Annotated in this window: 14 protein-coding genes; 6 read left to right on the top strand and 8 right to left on the bottom strand. The window is 73.7% G+C overall.

Annotated elements, in window-relative coordinates; all coding sequences use genetic code 11:
• Positions 1 to 246: 246 nt before the first annotated feature.
• Together ACIQTO_RS27295 and ACIQTO_RS27300 are read left to right on the top strand one after the other, a co-directional pair.
• Complete coding sequence (locus ACIQTO_RS27295) at positions 247 to 1,728, top strand: NCS2 family permease (RefSeq protein ID WP_402393125.1); 1,482 nt, start codon at positions 247 to 249, stop codon at positions 1,726 to 1,728.
• A gap of 83 nt (positions 1,729 to 1,811) precedes the next feature.
• Entirely contained in the window at positions 1,812 to 2,999 is a 1,188-nt protein-coding gene (locus tag ACIQTO_RS27300; protein WP_402393128.1) for an XdhC family protein, read from the top strand.
• A 35-nt stretch (positions 3,000 to 3,034) separates the two neighbouring features.
• On the opposite strand, the gene ACIQTO_RS27305 is transcribed toward ACIQTO_RS27300, so the two are convergent.
• Positions 3,035 to 3,328 (bottom strand): hypothetical protein, encoded by a 294-nt coding sequence (locus ACIQTO_RS27305; protein WP_402393131.1) that lies wholly within the window; start codon positions 3,326 to 3,328, stop codon positions 3,035 to 3,037.
• 161 nt (positions 3,329 to 3,489) lie between these two features.
• Here ACIQTO_RS27305 and ACIQTO_RS27310 point away from each other — a divergent pair, with 161 nt between their 5' ends.
• Entirely contained in the window at positions 3,490 to 3,783 is a 294-nt protein-coding gene (locus tag ACIQTO_RS27310) for a hypothetical protein (RefSeq protein ID WP_402393134.1), read from the top strand.
• A gap of 1 nt (position 3,784) precedes the next feature.
• On the opposite strand, the gene ACIQTO_RS27315 is transcribed toward ACIQTO_RS27310, so the two are convergent.
• Positions 3,785 to 4,405 (bottom strand): LysE family translocator, encoded by a 621-nt coding sequence (locus ACIQTO_RS27315; RefSeq protein WP_402393136.1) that lies wholly within the window; start codon positions 4,403 to 4,405, stop codon positions 3,785 to 3,787.
• A 48-nt stretch (positions 4,406 to 4,453) separates the two neighbouring features.
• Complete coding sequence (locus ACIQTO_RS27320) at positions 4,454 to 4,657, bottom strand: cold-shock protein (protein WP_402393139.1); 204 nt, start codon at positions 4,655 to 4,657, stop codon at positions 4,454 to 4,456.
• 113 nt (positions 4,658 to 4,770) lie between these two features.
• On the opposite strand from ACIQTO_RS27320, the gene ACIQTO_RS27325 reads away from it, so the two are divergent.
• Positions 4,771 to 5,739, top strand: coding sequence for a helix-turn-helix transcriptional regulator (locus tag ACIQTO_RS27325; RefSeq protein WP_402393141.1), 969 nt, complete (start codon positions 4,771 to 4,773; stop codon positions 5,737 to 5,739).
• Here ACIQTO_RS27325 and ACIQTO_RS27330 read toward each other — a convergent pair.
• Complete coding sequence (locus ACIQTO_RS27330; protein WP_402393143.1) at positions 5,730 to 6,644, bottom strand: SDR family oxidoreductase; 915 nt, start codon at positions 6,642 to 6,644, stop codon at positions 5,730 to 5,732. The two genes, ACIQTO_RS27325 and ACIQTO_RS27330, sit on opposite strands and share 10 nt — an antisense overlap.
• 122 nt (positions 6,645 to 6,766) lie before the next feature.
• Between ACIQTO_RS27330 and ACIQTO_RS27335 the strand changes: the two genes are divergently transcribed.
• Together ACIQTO_RS27335 and ACIQTO_RS27340 are read left to right on the top strand one after the other, a co-directional pair.
• Positions 6,767 to 7,045: a CopG family transcriptional regulator gene (locus tag ACIQTO_RS27335; protein ID WP_402393146.1), complete on the top strand. Its 279-nt coding sequence runs from the start codon at positions 6,767 to 6,769 to the stop codon at positions 7,043 to 7,045.
• Positions 7,042 to 7,479 carry a PIN domain-containing protein gene (locus ACIQTO_RS27340; protein WP_402393149.1) on the top strand — a complete coding sequence of 146 codons (438 nt, stop codon included), beginning with the start codon at positions 7,042 to 7,044 and terminating at the stop codon, positions 7,477 to 7,479. Before ACIQTO_RS27335 ends, ACIQTO_RS27340 begins: the two co-directional genes overlap by 4 nt.
• Before the next feature lie 68 nt (positions 7,480 to 7,547).
• Here the strand turns inward: ACIQTO_RS27340 and ACIQTO_RS27345 are convergent, their stop codons facing one another.
• The 4 genes from ACIQTO_RS27345 to ACIQTO_RS27360 are packed head-to-tail and all read right to left on the bottom strand — an operon-like array spanning position 7,548 to position 12,167.
• Positions 7,548 to 9,269 carry an SDR family oxidoreductase gene (locus ACIQTO_RS27345; protein ID WP_402393152.1) on the bottom strand — a complete coding sequence of 574 codons (1,722 nt, stop codon included), beginning with the start codon at positions 9,267 to 9,269 and terminating at the stop codon, positions 7,548 to 7,550.
• Positions 9,266 to 10,129: a M24 family metallopeptidase gene (locus tag ACIQTO_RS27350; protein WP_402393154.1), complete on the bottom strand. Its 864-nt coding sequence runs from the start codon at positions 10,127 to 10,129 to the stop codon at positions 9,266 to 9,268. The genes ACIQTO_RS27345 and ACIQTO_RS27350 overlap by 4 nt, the downstream gene beginning before the upstream one ends.
• 15 nt (positions 10,130 to 10,144) lie before the next feature.
• Positions 10,145 to 11,233: a PDR/VanB family oxidoreductase gene (locus ACIQTO_RS27355; RefSeq protein WP_402393157.1), complete on the bottom strand. Its 1,089-nt coding sequence runs from the start codon at positions 11,231 to 11,233 to the stop codon at positions 10,145 to 10,147.
• A 19-nt stretch (positions 11,234 to 11,252) separates the two neighbouring features.
• A complete protein-coding gene (locus ACIQTO_RS27360; RefSeq protein WP_402393159.1) occupies positions 11,253 to 12,167 on the bottom strand; it encodes a metal-dependent hydrolase in 915 nt (304 codons plus the stop codon).
• Positions 12,168 to 12,188: the final 21 nt, after the last annotated feature.

Genomic DNA, 12,188 nt, shown 5'->3' on the forward strand with positions numbered 1-12,188 from the left:
GTACAGGCACCACACCATGCACCAGCTGACACAAAGCGAACGCGTCCTCCCGCTGCCTCTCCCACGCCGGGGTTCTGCAGCGGTGCGCACCACCCACTCCCGGCCGACGGCCGGAGGCACGCACTGCACCGCAGCACTGCCACAGAGTGCGCCCAGTGAGTCGAATCGTCCCCCTGTGCCAACTTCGTTGACTGGCTGTCAGGTCGGCTCGCCCACCCCAACCCCCTTTGACACTTGGGAGTGGACATGACCAGGATCCCCACGGAGCCCGGCACCACTGAAGACAGACCCACCGAGACCGACACCCCCACGTCGGCCCCGGTGACACCGCCGAAGAACGCGCTGGACGCGTACTTCAAGATCACTGCTCGGGGATCGACCTTCGGCAACGAGATCCGCGGCGGCCTCACCACCTTCATGGCGATGGCCTACATCGTGCTGCTCAACCCGATCATCCTCAGCGGCGCCGACGTCCACGGCGTCAAGCTGGACCACGCCCAGCTCACCACCGCGACCGCGCTCGCCGCCGCCGTCACCACGATCCTGATGGGCGTGGCCGGCAACGTCCCCCTGGCGGTCGCCGCCGGCCTCTCCGTCTCCGGCGTGATATCCGCCCTGGTGGTACCGCACACCACCTGGGCCCAGGCCATGGGCCTCTGCGTCATCTACGGCCTGCTGATCGTGCTGCTGGTCGTGTCCGGCCTGCGCGAGAAGATCATGAACGGCATCCCACTGCCGCTCAAGCACGCCATCACCATCGGCATCGGCCTCTTCGTCTCGCTGATCGGCCTGGTCAAGGCCGGCTTCGTGCACACCGGCGGTCCCACCCCGCTCGCGCTCGGCCCCTTCGGCGAACTCGCCGGCTGGCCCGTGCTGGTCTTCTGCCTCACCGTGCTGACGATCTTCGTCCTGCTGGCCCGCAACGTCCGCGGCGCGATCCTGATCGGCATCGCCGGCGGCACCGTGGTGGCCTTCGTCATCAACGCGGTCCTCGACCTCCCGGCGAAGACCTGGGTCAGCTCCGCGCCGGTGTGGCCGGGCAGCCCGGTCTCCGCACCCGACTTCGGCCTCTTCGGCCACGTCGACCTCTTCGGTGCCTTCGGCGGCAACGGACTCGGCGCGATCAGCGCCTCGGTCGCCGTCTTCACCCTGGTCCTGGCCGGCTTCTTCGACGCGATGGCCACCATCATCGGCGTCGGCACCGAGGCGGGCCTGGCCGACAAGCAGGGCCGGATGCCCGGTCTGTCCAAGGCGCTGTTCATCGACGGCGCCGGCGGCGCGGTCGGCGGTCTGGCCGGCGCCTCGGGCCAGACCGTGTTCGTCGAGTCGGCCACCGGTGTCGGCGACGGCGCCCGCACCGGCCTCGCCTCGACCGTCACCGGCGGCGTGTTCGCCCTGATGCTGTTCTTCTCGCCGCTCGCGGCGATCGTCCCCACCGAGGTCGCCTCCGCCGCCCTGGTCGTCATCGGCTCGATGATGATGAGCCAGGCCCGGCACATCGACTGGTCCGACCGCGAGGTCGCCATCCCGGCCTTCCTCACCTGCACCCTGATGCCGTTCACCTACAGCATCACCGCCGGTGTCGCCGCGGGCGTCATCTCGTACACCGTCATCAAGGCCGGCACCGGCAAGTGGCGCGAGCCCGGCCCGCTGATGTGGATCCTGACCGGCGTGTTCGTGGTCTACTTCGCGCTCACCCCGATCAAGTCCTGGTTGGGCGTGCACTAGCAGCACCGCCGCCGTACGGGAATCGTTTCCCGTACGGCGGCACCTCCCGTTCCGTCATCCGAGGTGTTAAGGAGCTCCCCGACATGCACGACATCGCCGAGCAGCTGCAGGCCTGGCACGCGTCCGGGCGTTCCTTCGCCGTGGCCACGGTGGTCGGGGTCTCCGGCAGCGCACCGCGCGACCCGGGTGCCGCGCTGGCCGTCGACGCGGCCGGCGAGGCGATCGGCAGTGTCTCCGGCGGCTGCGTCGAGGGGGCCGTCTACGAGCTCTGCCAGGCCGCCATCGAGTCCGGCGAGCCGGTGCTGGAGCGGTTCGGCTACAGCGACGAGGACGCCTTCGCGGTCGGCCTGACCTGCGGCGGCGTCCTGGACGTCTTCGTCCAGCCGGTCGTCCCCGGCGCCGACGCCGCGCTCGACGCCGGCATCACCTACCTCGCCTCCGGCACCCCGGTCGCCCTGGCCCGGGTGATCGAGGGCCCCGGCGCGCTGGTCGGCGCCACCGTCGCCGTCACCGCCGACACCCACCACGGGGCACTGTCCCCCGCGCCCTCGACCGTGGCGCCGCTGGAGCGCGCCGTGGTCGCCGAGGCGCGGGCCATGCTCGACGCCGGACGCACCGGCCGGCTGGTCCTCGGCCTGGACGGGCGTCCCTGCGACGACCGGGAGCAGGGCACCGTCACGTTCTTCGTCGAGTCCTACGTCCCCGCGCCGCGGATGATCGTCTTCGGCGCGATCGACTTCGCCGCCGCCGTGGTGCGGATCGGCAAGTTCCTCGGGTACCACGTCACCGTCTGCGACGCCCGGCCGGTGTTCGCCACCGGACGGCGCTTCCCCGAGGCCGACCAGGTGGTGGTCGACTGGCCGCACCGCTACCTGGACTCCCAGCTCGACCGGATCGACGGGCGGACGGTGCTCTGCGTCCTCACCCACGACGCCAAGTTCGACATCCCGCTGCTGGAGCGCGCGCTGCGGCTGCCGGTCGGCTACGTCGGCGCGATGGGCTCGCGCCGCACCCACCGGGACCGCGACACCCGGCTGCGCGAGGTCGGCCTGACCGACGCCGAGATCGGCCGGCTGCGCTCGCCGATCGGCCTGGACCTCGGCGCCCGCACCCCCGAGGAGACCGCCGTCTCGGTCGCCGCCGAGATCGTCGCCCACCGGCGGGGCGGCAGCTGCCTGCCGCTGAGCGGCGGCCACGGGCCGATCCACCACGACCTGGCGCGGTCGCGGGCCGGGCAGCCGGCCGAGGACCCGCGCTCGCACGCGGCCTGACCCGGCCCGCCCGGTCCGGCGCCGGCACCCGCGGTTCAGCGCACCACGTGGTGGACCTCGCGGATCAGCGGCGGTGCGGTCGGGATGCCGACCTCCTGGAGGATCGGCGTCAGCACCGCCGCGAAGTGCTCGAAGGCCTCCCGGGACTCCCACACGTCGGTGACGTGCCAGCCGCCCTCCGGAATCGGACCGGCCACGTGCACGACCAGCCCGCGCACCGGCCAGTCCGAGGGCGCGTTCAGCCCGGCGCCGCCGGTCAGCCGGTCCACCGCCTCCTCGTACTGGTCCCGGGTGGTGCCGGGGAATTCGAACGTCGCGATGATCGCCATGGGCTGCTCCCGTCCGGTGGGCTCCGTCGCCTCCCATGCAGCCCCGCCGCCGACCGCGCGGCCATCCCGGCGCCACCACCCGGGTGACGTTGCGTGGCCCCCGCGACGGCGGGACGCTGGAGACCAGGGCTCACCCCGAGCCCGGGGAAGGAGCACGGACCATGCGTGCCCTGCTGGAAATCACGATGGACACCGAGACCGCCAACCGGCTGATCAGCGACGGCGTGGTCGCCGAGAAGTTCGACCGCATCATGGGCGACCTCAAGCCCGAGGCCGCCTACTTCTTCGTCCGCGACGGCCGACGCAGCCAGATCATCGTCGTCGACGTCGCGGACGAGGCCTCCCTGCCCTCCGTCTGCGAGCCGTTCTGGCTGGAGTTCAACGCCGACGTCGACATCCACCTCTGCATGAACGCCGACGACATGCGCGCCGGTCTGGGCCGGCTCGGCCACTGACCTACTCCGCGAGCGCCAGCCGCAGCCCGAAGCCCACCACCACGGCACCGGTCACCCGGTCCAGCAGCCGGCGCGCGGCGGGCCGGCTCAGCCAGCCGCGCACCACCCTGGCGAAGCCCACCAGCACCGCCGACCAGAGCATCCCCTCCACCACGTGGACGCCGGTCAGCGCCACTCCGGCGGCGAAGTGCGGGGCACCGGCGGGGATGAACTGCGGCAGCACCGCGACGTAGAAGACCCCGACCTTGGGATTGAGCAGGTTGGTGAGCGTGCCGCGCCGCCAGCCGGAGCGGAACCCGCCACCGGCCGGCGCCCGCTCCGGTTCGGCTCCGCCGCCCCGGTTGCGCAGCATGCCGATCCCCATCCAGACCAGGTAGGCGGCCCCGGCCCAGCGCAGGATCTCGTACGCCAGCGCGGAGGCGGTCAGCAGGGCCGTCACCCCGGCCGAGGTGAGGGTGCCCCAGATCAGGGTCCCGGTCTGGATGCCGAGCACCACACCCCAGGCCTGCCGGCGCTCCCCCAGGGCGGAGGTGCGCAGCACCAGCGCGGTGTCGAGCCCGGGCGTGAGCGTGAGCAGCCCCACCACGAGGGCGAAGGACCACAGGGCGGTCGTCATCTCCATGAGCCTTGATCGTAGGGCCTCGGCGGGCGCGGGCGGACGGGTGCGCGGTTACAGCGGCCGGACCCGCTCGGCCACCCAGCGCCCCTCCTGCTCGGTCGGGTCGTACTCCACCCGGCGGCCCTCGGCGAGCACCCGGTCGCCCTCGCCGACGATCGAGTCGAAGTAGACGTACAGGGCGGGCCCGTCCTCGTCGGGGGTGATCAGGCCGTAGCCGTGGTTGGCGTGGTAGGACTGCACGGTGCCGGTGGCCATGGGGGTTCCTCGCTTCCGCTGGGTGATGGAAGTCCTGGGTACCAAACGCCCGCCCCCGATCGGGGGCGACACTCCCTGGACCCGGGACCGGCCCGACCGGAAGGGGTGGAGTGATGCGGGCCGCACGGGCCATCTCCCTGCTGTTGCTGCTCCAGGCGCGGCGGACCATGACCGGGGCCGAGCTGGCCGCCGAGCTGGAGGTGTCCGAGCGCACCGTCCAGCGGGACGTCCTGGCGCTGGCCGAGGCCGGCGTACCGGTCTACGCCGACCGCGGCCGGGCCGGCGGCTACCGGCTGCTGGACGGCTACCGCACCCGGCTGACCGGCCTGGACCGGGCCGAGGCCGAGGTGCTGCTGCTCGCCGGACTGCCCGGCCCGCTGGGCGACATGGGGCTCGACGCCCCCGCGCTGGCCGCCCGGCTGAAGGTGCTGAGCGAGCTCGGCGAGGCGCCCGCCAGCGGGGTACGGCGGTTCCACCTGGACGCGCCCGGCTGGTTCCGCGACGCGCCCGTGCCGCCGCTGCTCACCGAGGTCTCCCGGGCCGTCTGGGGCGAGCGGCTGCTGCGGGCCCGGTACCGGCGCGGCGCGGACACCGTCGAACGGACGCTGCGCCCCTACGGGCTGGTGCTGAAGGCCGGCGCCTGGTACCTGGTGGCCCGGCCCGAGGACGCGGACGGTGCCCGGGTGTACCGGGTGGACCGGCTGGTCGGCGCCGAGCCGCTGGACCGGCCGTTCGCGCGGGAGGAGGGGTTCGACCTCGCCGCGTTCTGGGCGGCCAAGGCCGAGGAGTTCGCCCGCTCGCTGCTGCGGGAGAGCGTCCTGGTCCGGCTCAGCCCGCTCGGGGCCGAACGGCTCCCCCACCTGCTGGAGCCGCTCGCCGCCCGGCAGGCGCTGGCCACCGCCGGGGAGCCGGACGGCGAGGGCTGGGTCACCGTCCGGCTCCCGGTCGAGTCGGCGGAGGTGGCCTACGACGAACTGCTGCGCCTCGGCCCGGAGGCCGAACTGCTCGAACCCCCGGCGCTACGGCGGCGTTTGGCGCGGGCCGCGGCCCGCACCGCCGCGCGCTACGGCGCTCAGCGGTAGCCGGCCGGGTCGAGCGGGCCGTCCGCCGTCTCCGCGTCCACCAGGTAGCTCCAGGCGTCGGGGCGGCTGCCGTCCAGGTCGGTGAAGCCGTACTCCTTCGCCAGGGCGCCGCTGGAGAGCGAGGTGCCGTTGAAGCGCGCCACCCCGGGGTCGCCGGCCAGCGCCACCACGGCGCGGCCGACGTAGCCGGGCGACTCCGAGATCCCGAAGTCCGGCTGCTGCCGCGTCGCGTCGCGCCAGGTCCGCTCGGTGACGCCGAAGTGCTCCAGCATCATCTCGGAGCGCAGCCAGCCGGGGGTGAGCGCGAGCGCCGTCGCGCCGCGCGGGCCGAGCTCGTGGCCGAGGGCGAAGGCCATCCGCAGCACCGAGGACTTGGCGAGGTCGTAGAACAGGGAGTTCCGGTAGCGGGTGGCGTTGTACTCGGCGGTGCCGTCGGTCATCTCCACCACCAGCCCGCCCGGTCGGCGCAGCAGCAACGGCAGCAGGTGGTGGTTGGTGATCGCGTGCGTCTCGACGGCCAGCCGCAGCAGTCGCAGCCCGTTGTCCAGGTCGTGCTCCCAGACCGGCTTCTCCCACTCGAAGAGGTTCTCGCCGCCCCAGATGTCGTTGACCAGGAGGTCGAGCCCGCCCTGCTCGGCCCCGACCCGCTCCGCCACGGCCGCCACCTCGGCGGGGACGAGGTGGTCGGCCCGCAGCGCGATCCCCCGGCCGCCGGCCGCGGTGACCAGCTCCGCGGTCTCCTCCAGGGTCTCCGGCCGCCCGTACTCCGAACGGTGGCCCCCGGCGCTGCGGCCCGTCACGTAGACCGTCGCCCCGGCGGCCCCCAGCTGCACCGCGATCCCCCGCCCGGCTCCCCGGGTCGCCCCGGCGACCAGTGCGACCTTGCCCGTGAGCGGCTCTGCCATGTCGTGCCCTTCCGTGGTGCCTGCTTCGACACCACCGATGCTGCCGTGGAATCCCGACACCTGCTGTCGGGATTCCACGGAGTCGCACCCCGGCGAAGGTATGGCGCGGATACCATACGCATATGACTCTGAAGCGCACCACGGTCTACGTCGAAGCAGAGGATCTCGCAGTGATCAAGGAAGCCGCCGCCCGAGAGGGAATAGCGGAGGCAGAGATCATCCGGGAGGGCATCCACCTGGCCGCAATGTCCAGGCGCACCTGGGACGAGCCGTTCTTCAGCGCCGTCTACCAACCCATTGGTGAGGCCACCGAAGACGACGTCTGGACGGACAAGGTCGCGGCGTACGAGCGCACGAAGCAGTCCTCCGCCCCTACCGAGAAGCGGCGGGGCGCCGCGTGATCGTAGTAGTGGCCGACACCTCAGGGTTGCTGGCCGCGCTTGATGCTTCGCATCCGGTCGGTTCAGCCGCCCGCGAGGTGCTGGACACGGCGGGCATGTTGGTGGTCTCGCCCGTCCTGTTGAGTGAACTCGACCATTTGGCAAGGAGGATTCTCGGGCAGGCCTCGGCCATCGACGCGATCGACGACATCACGCGTCGGGTTCGATCCGGGCGCGCCGTCCTCCCCGAGATCACTGTTGACACCCTGGACGCGGCGCAAGCGGTCCGTGCTCGTCATCGGGGCCTCGGTCTGGACCTCGCGGATGCTGTCAATGTCGCCCTGGCCGCGGAGTACCGCACCAACGCGATCCTGACTCTCGATCAACGTGATTTCCGGGCAGTCCGGCCTCTGACCATGCACAAGTCGTTCAGGGTTCTGCCCTACGACATGTGAGCCGACACCCGTCGGCCTGCGGCCCTCGCACCCAAGCGTCGAGGACCACAGGCCCACGGGCCCTCCCCTCAGGTCACGTTGAGGCGGGCCGCCAGGCGCAGCAGGCCCGGGGAGAGCCGGCTCAGGAAGCGGGCGGCCTTCGCCTCGGGGGTGACCGGGACGACCGGCTTGCCGGTGCGGACGGCGCGCAGGATCGCGGCGGCGACCTTCTCGGGCGGGAAGCCGCGGCGGGCGTAGAGCTTGGCGGCGCGGGCCTGCTTGGCGGCCTGCTGGTCGGCGGTGGTGGCGGAGAAGGTGGAGGTGCGGGTGATGTTGGTGTTGACGATGCCGGGGCAGATGGTGGAGACGCCGACGCCGTGCCCGGCCAGCTCGGCGCGCAGGCAGTCGGAGAGCATGAAGACGGCGGCCTTGCTGGTGGCGTAGGCGGTGAGCGCCTTGGACGGCAGGTAGGCGGCGGCCGAGGCGAGGTTGACGATGTGCCCGCCCTCGCCGCGGTCGGCCATCAGCGAGCCGAAGGCGCGGCAGCCGTGGATGACGCCCCAGAGGTTGACGTCCAGGACGCGCTGCCACTCCTTCTCGGTGGTCTCCAGGAACGTCCCGGAGTGGCCGATGCCCGCGTTGTTGACCATCACGTCGGGCACGCCGTGCGCGGCGGCCACCGCCTCGGCGAAGGCGTCGACGGCGGCGCCGTCGCTGACGTCGACCCGGTAGGCGTGGGCCGGCGGGCCGAGCAGGGAGGCGAGTTCGGCGGTGCGCCGGGCGGCGTCGAGGTCGAGGTCGCAGACCACCACCCGGGCGCCGTCCTCGGCGAAGGCCAGCGCGGTGGCCCGGCCGATGCCGCTGCCGCCGCCGGTGATGACGACGAGCGGGCCGGCGGCGGCCGGGTCGGGGGCCTGTCCGGCGTCGACACCGGCGGTGAACTCGCGGACCATCCCGGCCACGGCGGTTCCCTTCTCCAGGAGGGCGGACCAGTGGGTGGCGTGCAGGGAGCGACGGGTGAGCTTCGGCACCCAGCGCTCCAGCCCCTCGAAGAGGAACGCGCCGACGTAGTGGTCCCGGGTGAGGGTGATCAGCTGCACCGGCACCTCGGTGGACCGCTCGCGCGGGTCACGCAGGGTGGGGCGCATATTGGCCCGGTAGAGCTCGATGCCGCGCACCGCGTCCCGGCGCAGGGTGGGCTGCGGGTGGTTCGGGCGCGGGGTGACGGCCTCCAGGTCGCGCAGCACCCGGGGCCAGGCGCGGGCCAGGCCGAGCCGCCAGATGCCGGGGGCGAGGTAGGGCAGGTGGAAGGCGGTGATGTACCAGGAGTGCGCGCCCTGGGCGAGCAGCTGCCTGAGGTGGCGCGGGGTGGGGCGGCGGTAGCGCTCGCGCATCCAGTGCCCGATGTGGTCCAGGCAGGGGCCGGACATGGTGGTGTAGGAGGCGAGCCGCCGTTCGGCGCCGGGCGAGGTGACGGCCTCCCAGGACTGCAGCGAGCCCCAGTCGTGGGCCACCACGTGCACCGGGCGGTCCGGGCTGACGGCGTCGGCGACCGCGAAGAGGTCGGCGGCCAGGTGCTCCAGCCGGTAGCCCTCGCGCGAGACGGGCACCCCGGACTCGCCGGCGCCGCGCACGTCGTAGCGGACCACGTGGTGGTCGCGGGCGAGGTCGGCGGCGATGTCGTCCCAGACCACGTGGGTGTCCGGGTAGCCGTGCACCAGCAGCACGGTGGGCGCGTCGGGGTCGCCGTCCTCGAAGACGGCGAGCGGCAGCCCGCCGGAGCGGACGGTACGGCGGCGGGTGGTCGTCATCGGGTCGCCTCCTGGGCGGTCGCCTCGGTCCGGGCAGCGGTCCAGCGCCGCACGTGCGGCAGGTCGTCGTCGAGCCAGTGGGCGCCCTCCTCGGTGACCACCAGCAGCTCCTCGAACTTGATGCCCACCGCGCGGAAGCCGATGTGCGGCTCCACCGCCCACAGGCCCGGGGTCGGCGCGTGCCGGGAGGACCGGCCGTCCGCCCAGAGCGGGGAACGGCCCTGCAGGCGCTCGCCGATCAGCTCGCGGCCGAGCGTCTGGAGTGTACGCACCCCGAAGCCGAACACGTTCACCCCGGCGGGGCCGCGGCTGGTCGTCCGGGTGACCTGGTGGCCGATCACCCGGCCCGGGTAGACCTGGTGGCGGTTGTCGTAGCCGTGGGCGGCGATCTGCGCGTCCACCGCCGCGTACACCTGGTCGAGCGGGCGGCGGGCCCGCACCTCGGCGAGGATCAGCTCGCGGTACACCTGGAGGTCGGCGGCGAGCCGGTCCCAGACCCGGTTCTCGCCGACCTTGCCGCCGTAGCCGATGTCGGCGGTGTAGCCGTCCACGATCGGGGCGCAGTCCAGCACGTACGGCATGCCCTCGGCGAGCCGGCGGTCGCCGGCGAAGAACTGCAGCGGGGTGTGGAAGTGCCGGAAGGCGGTGCGGTCGCCGAACCAGGCGAAGGGGACGTGGAAGAAGTCCTGCACGCCGGCGGCGACCAGGCGCCGGCGCAGCTCGGCGGTGGCCTGCCGCTCGGTCACGCCCGGTTCGATCCAGGCGGCGACCTGTTCGGCGCAGTGGTAGGCGAGTTGCTGGACCTCGCGGAAGCGGGCGAGGTCGTGGTCGGTGTACGGGAAGGCCGGGGTGCGGGGCACGGCGGGGCTCCAGTGCTAGAGGTCGAGGACGAGGGTCTCGCCCTCGGCGGCCCGGGAGACGCAGGGCAGCAGGGCGCCGGCGGCGCGCTGTTCGGGGGTGAGGCGGCGGTCGCGGTGGTCCGCGGCGCCGGACAGCAGCCGGACCTCGCAGGTGCCGCAGAAGCCCTGGTGGCAGGAGTACGGCAGTTCGGGGCGCGCCTCGCGGAGCACGTCCAGGGCCGACCGGTCGGCGGGGACGTCCAGGGCCGGGCCGTCCGCGCCGAGCCGGACGGCGAACGGCTCGCCGCCGGTGACCGGGGCGGCGCCGAACCGCTCGAAGTGCAGGGCCGCGGCCGGCGATCCGTCGAGTGCCCGCTGGACGGCGGCCAGCATCGGGGCCGGGCCGCAGCAGTAGACGGCGGCCCCGCGCGGCGCGTGGGCCAGCAGCTCGGCGCCGGTGGGCACGCCACCGTGCTCGTCGTCGGTGCGCAGGTGCACCCGGCCCGGGTCGAGGGCCCGCAGCGCCTCCGTGTACGGGACGGTGTCGGCGCTGCGGCCGACCTGGACGAGGTGCCAGTCCAGGCCGTGGCGCCGGGCCTCGTGGACCATCGGCAGCAGCGGGGTGATCCCGATGCCGCCCGCCAGCAGCAGGACGGCCGGCTCCGCGCAGAAGGCGAAGCCGTTGCGCGGGTGACGGGCGGTGAGGCGGGCGCCGGGGTGCAGCTCGGCGTGGATCTCGACGGAGCCGCCGCCGCCCCCGGGCAGCCGGCGGACCGCGATCCGGTACGCGGTGCGGTCGTCGGGGTCACCGCAGAGCGAGTAGTGGCGCTCGCGGCCCGAGGGCAGCGCGAGGCGCAGGTGCGCGCCGGGCTGCCAGGGCGGGAGCACCCCGCCGGAGGGATCGCCGAGCAGCAGCTCGACGACGTCGGTGGCGACCTCCCGGCGGGCGGTGACGACGAGTTGCAGTTCCGGGGTGGGGCGGCCGAGCGGGCGCCGGGGGTTGCGGCGCAGCAACGGGCCGCCCAGGGCGGGGCTGTAGCGGTCGCCGAAGGCGGTGAGGCGCCGCATGAACCGGTCCGCGCGGGGGCGGCCGTAGAGGTCCGGGGGCGGGTTGTGCAGGTCCATCCGGGCGGCTCTCCTGGCGTCAGTGGGCGGCGGCGCGGGCGGCCGGGGAGGTGGCGAGGTATCCGAGGGCCTGGCTGGAGGAGCCCTCCTGGGTGGGGTGGTAGCCGGGCCGCAGGTAGCGCAGGCCGGAGCGGAGCGAGCGGACCGGGTCGGGCAGCAGGCCGCGCCTGGCGAGCTGCCGCGCCTCGCGCCAGCTGGGCCTGATCCGGCCGTCCAGGGTGGGGTCGGCGGCCAGCAGGAAGCGGGCGCCGCGCACCCAGAGGTGGACCAGCAGCGGCCCGGAGACGGCCATGCCGCGGATCCGGCGGCCGTAGCCGGGGTCGAGGTGGACCATCAGGTCGTAGGCGACGCTGCGGTGTTCGACCTCCTCGGCGCCGTGCCAGCGCAGCAGGTCCAGCATCGTCGGGTCGGCCTTCGCCCGGTCCAGGCCCGGGGAGTTGAGCGCCCAGTCGCCCAGGAAGGCGGTGAAGTGCTCGATCGCGGCGACGAACGCGACCCGCTCGATGACGTTCTCGCGCTGCCGCACGGGCGCCAGGCCGGGCTTGTCCCCGAGGACGCGCTGGAACAGCCAGGCGATCTGGCGGACGTAGGGGCGCGGGTCCAGGCCCTGGCCGAGCAGGTGCTCCAGCACCTCCTGGTGGGCCTGGGCGTGGATGGCCTCCTGGCCGATGAAGCCCAGCACCTCCTCGCGCAGTCGCTCGTCCCGGACCAGCGGCAGCGCCTCCTTGAACACCTTGACGAACCAGCGCTCGCCCTCCGGGAGCAGGAGGTGCAGGACGTTGATGACGTGGGTGGCCATCGGCTCGTCCGGGATCCAGTGCAGCGGCAGCCCGGACCAGTCGAAGCGGACGTCCCGGGGCTCCAGGACGAGGCCGTCGTGGACCCGGGCGGCGGGTGCGGAGACGGCGGGAACTGGTGTGGTGGTGCGGGACATGGAGGCCCTCCTGACCTGGGG

The sequence above is a fragment of the Kitasatospora sp. NPDC091207 genome (genome assembly GCF_044768625.1).
GTDB lineage: Bacteria > Actinomycetota > Actinomycetes > Streptomycetales > Streptomycetaceae > Kitasatospora.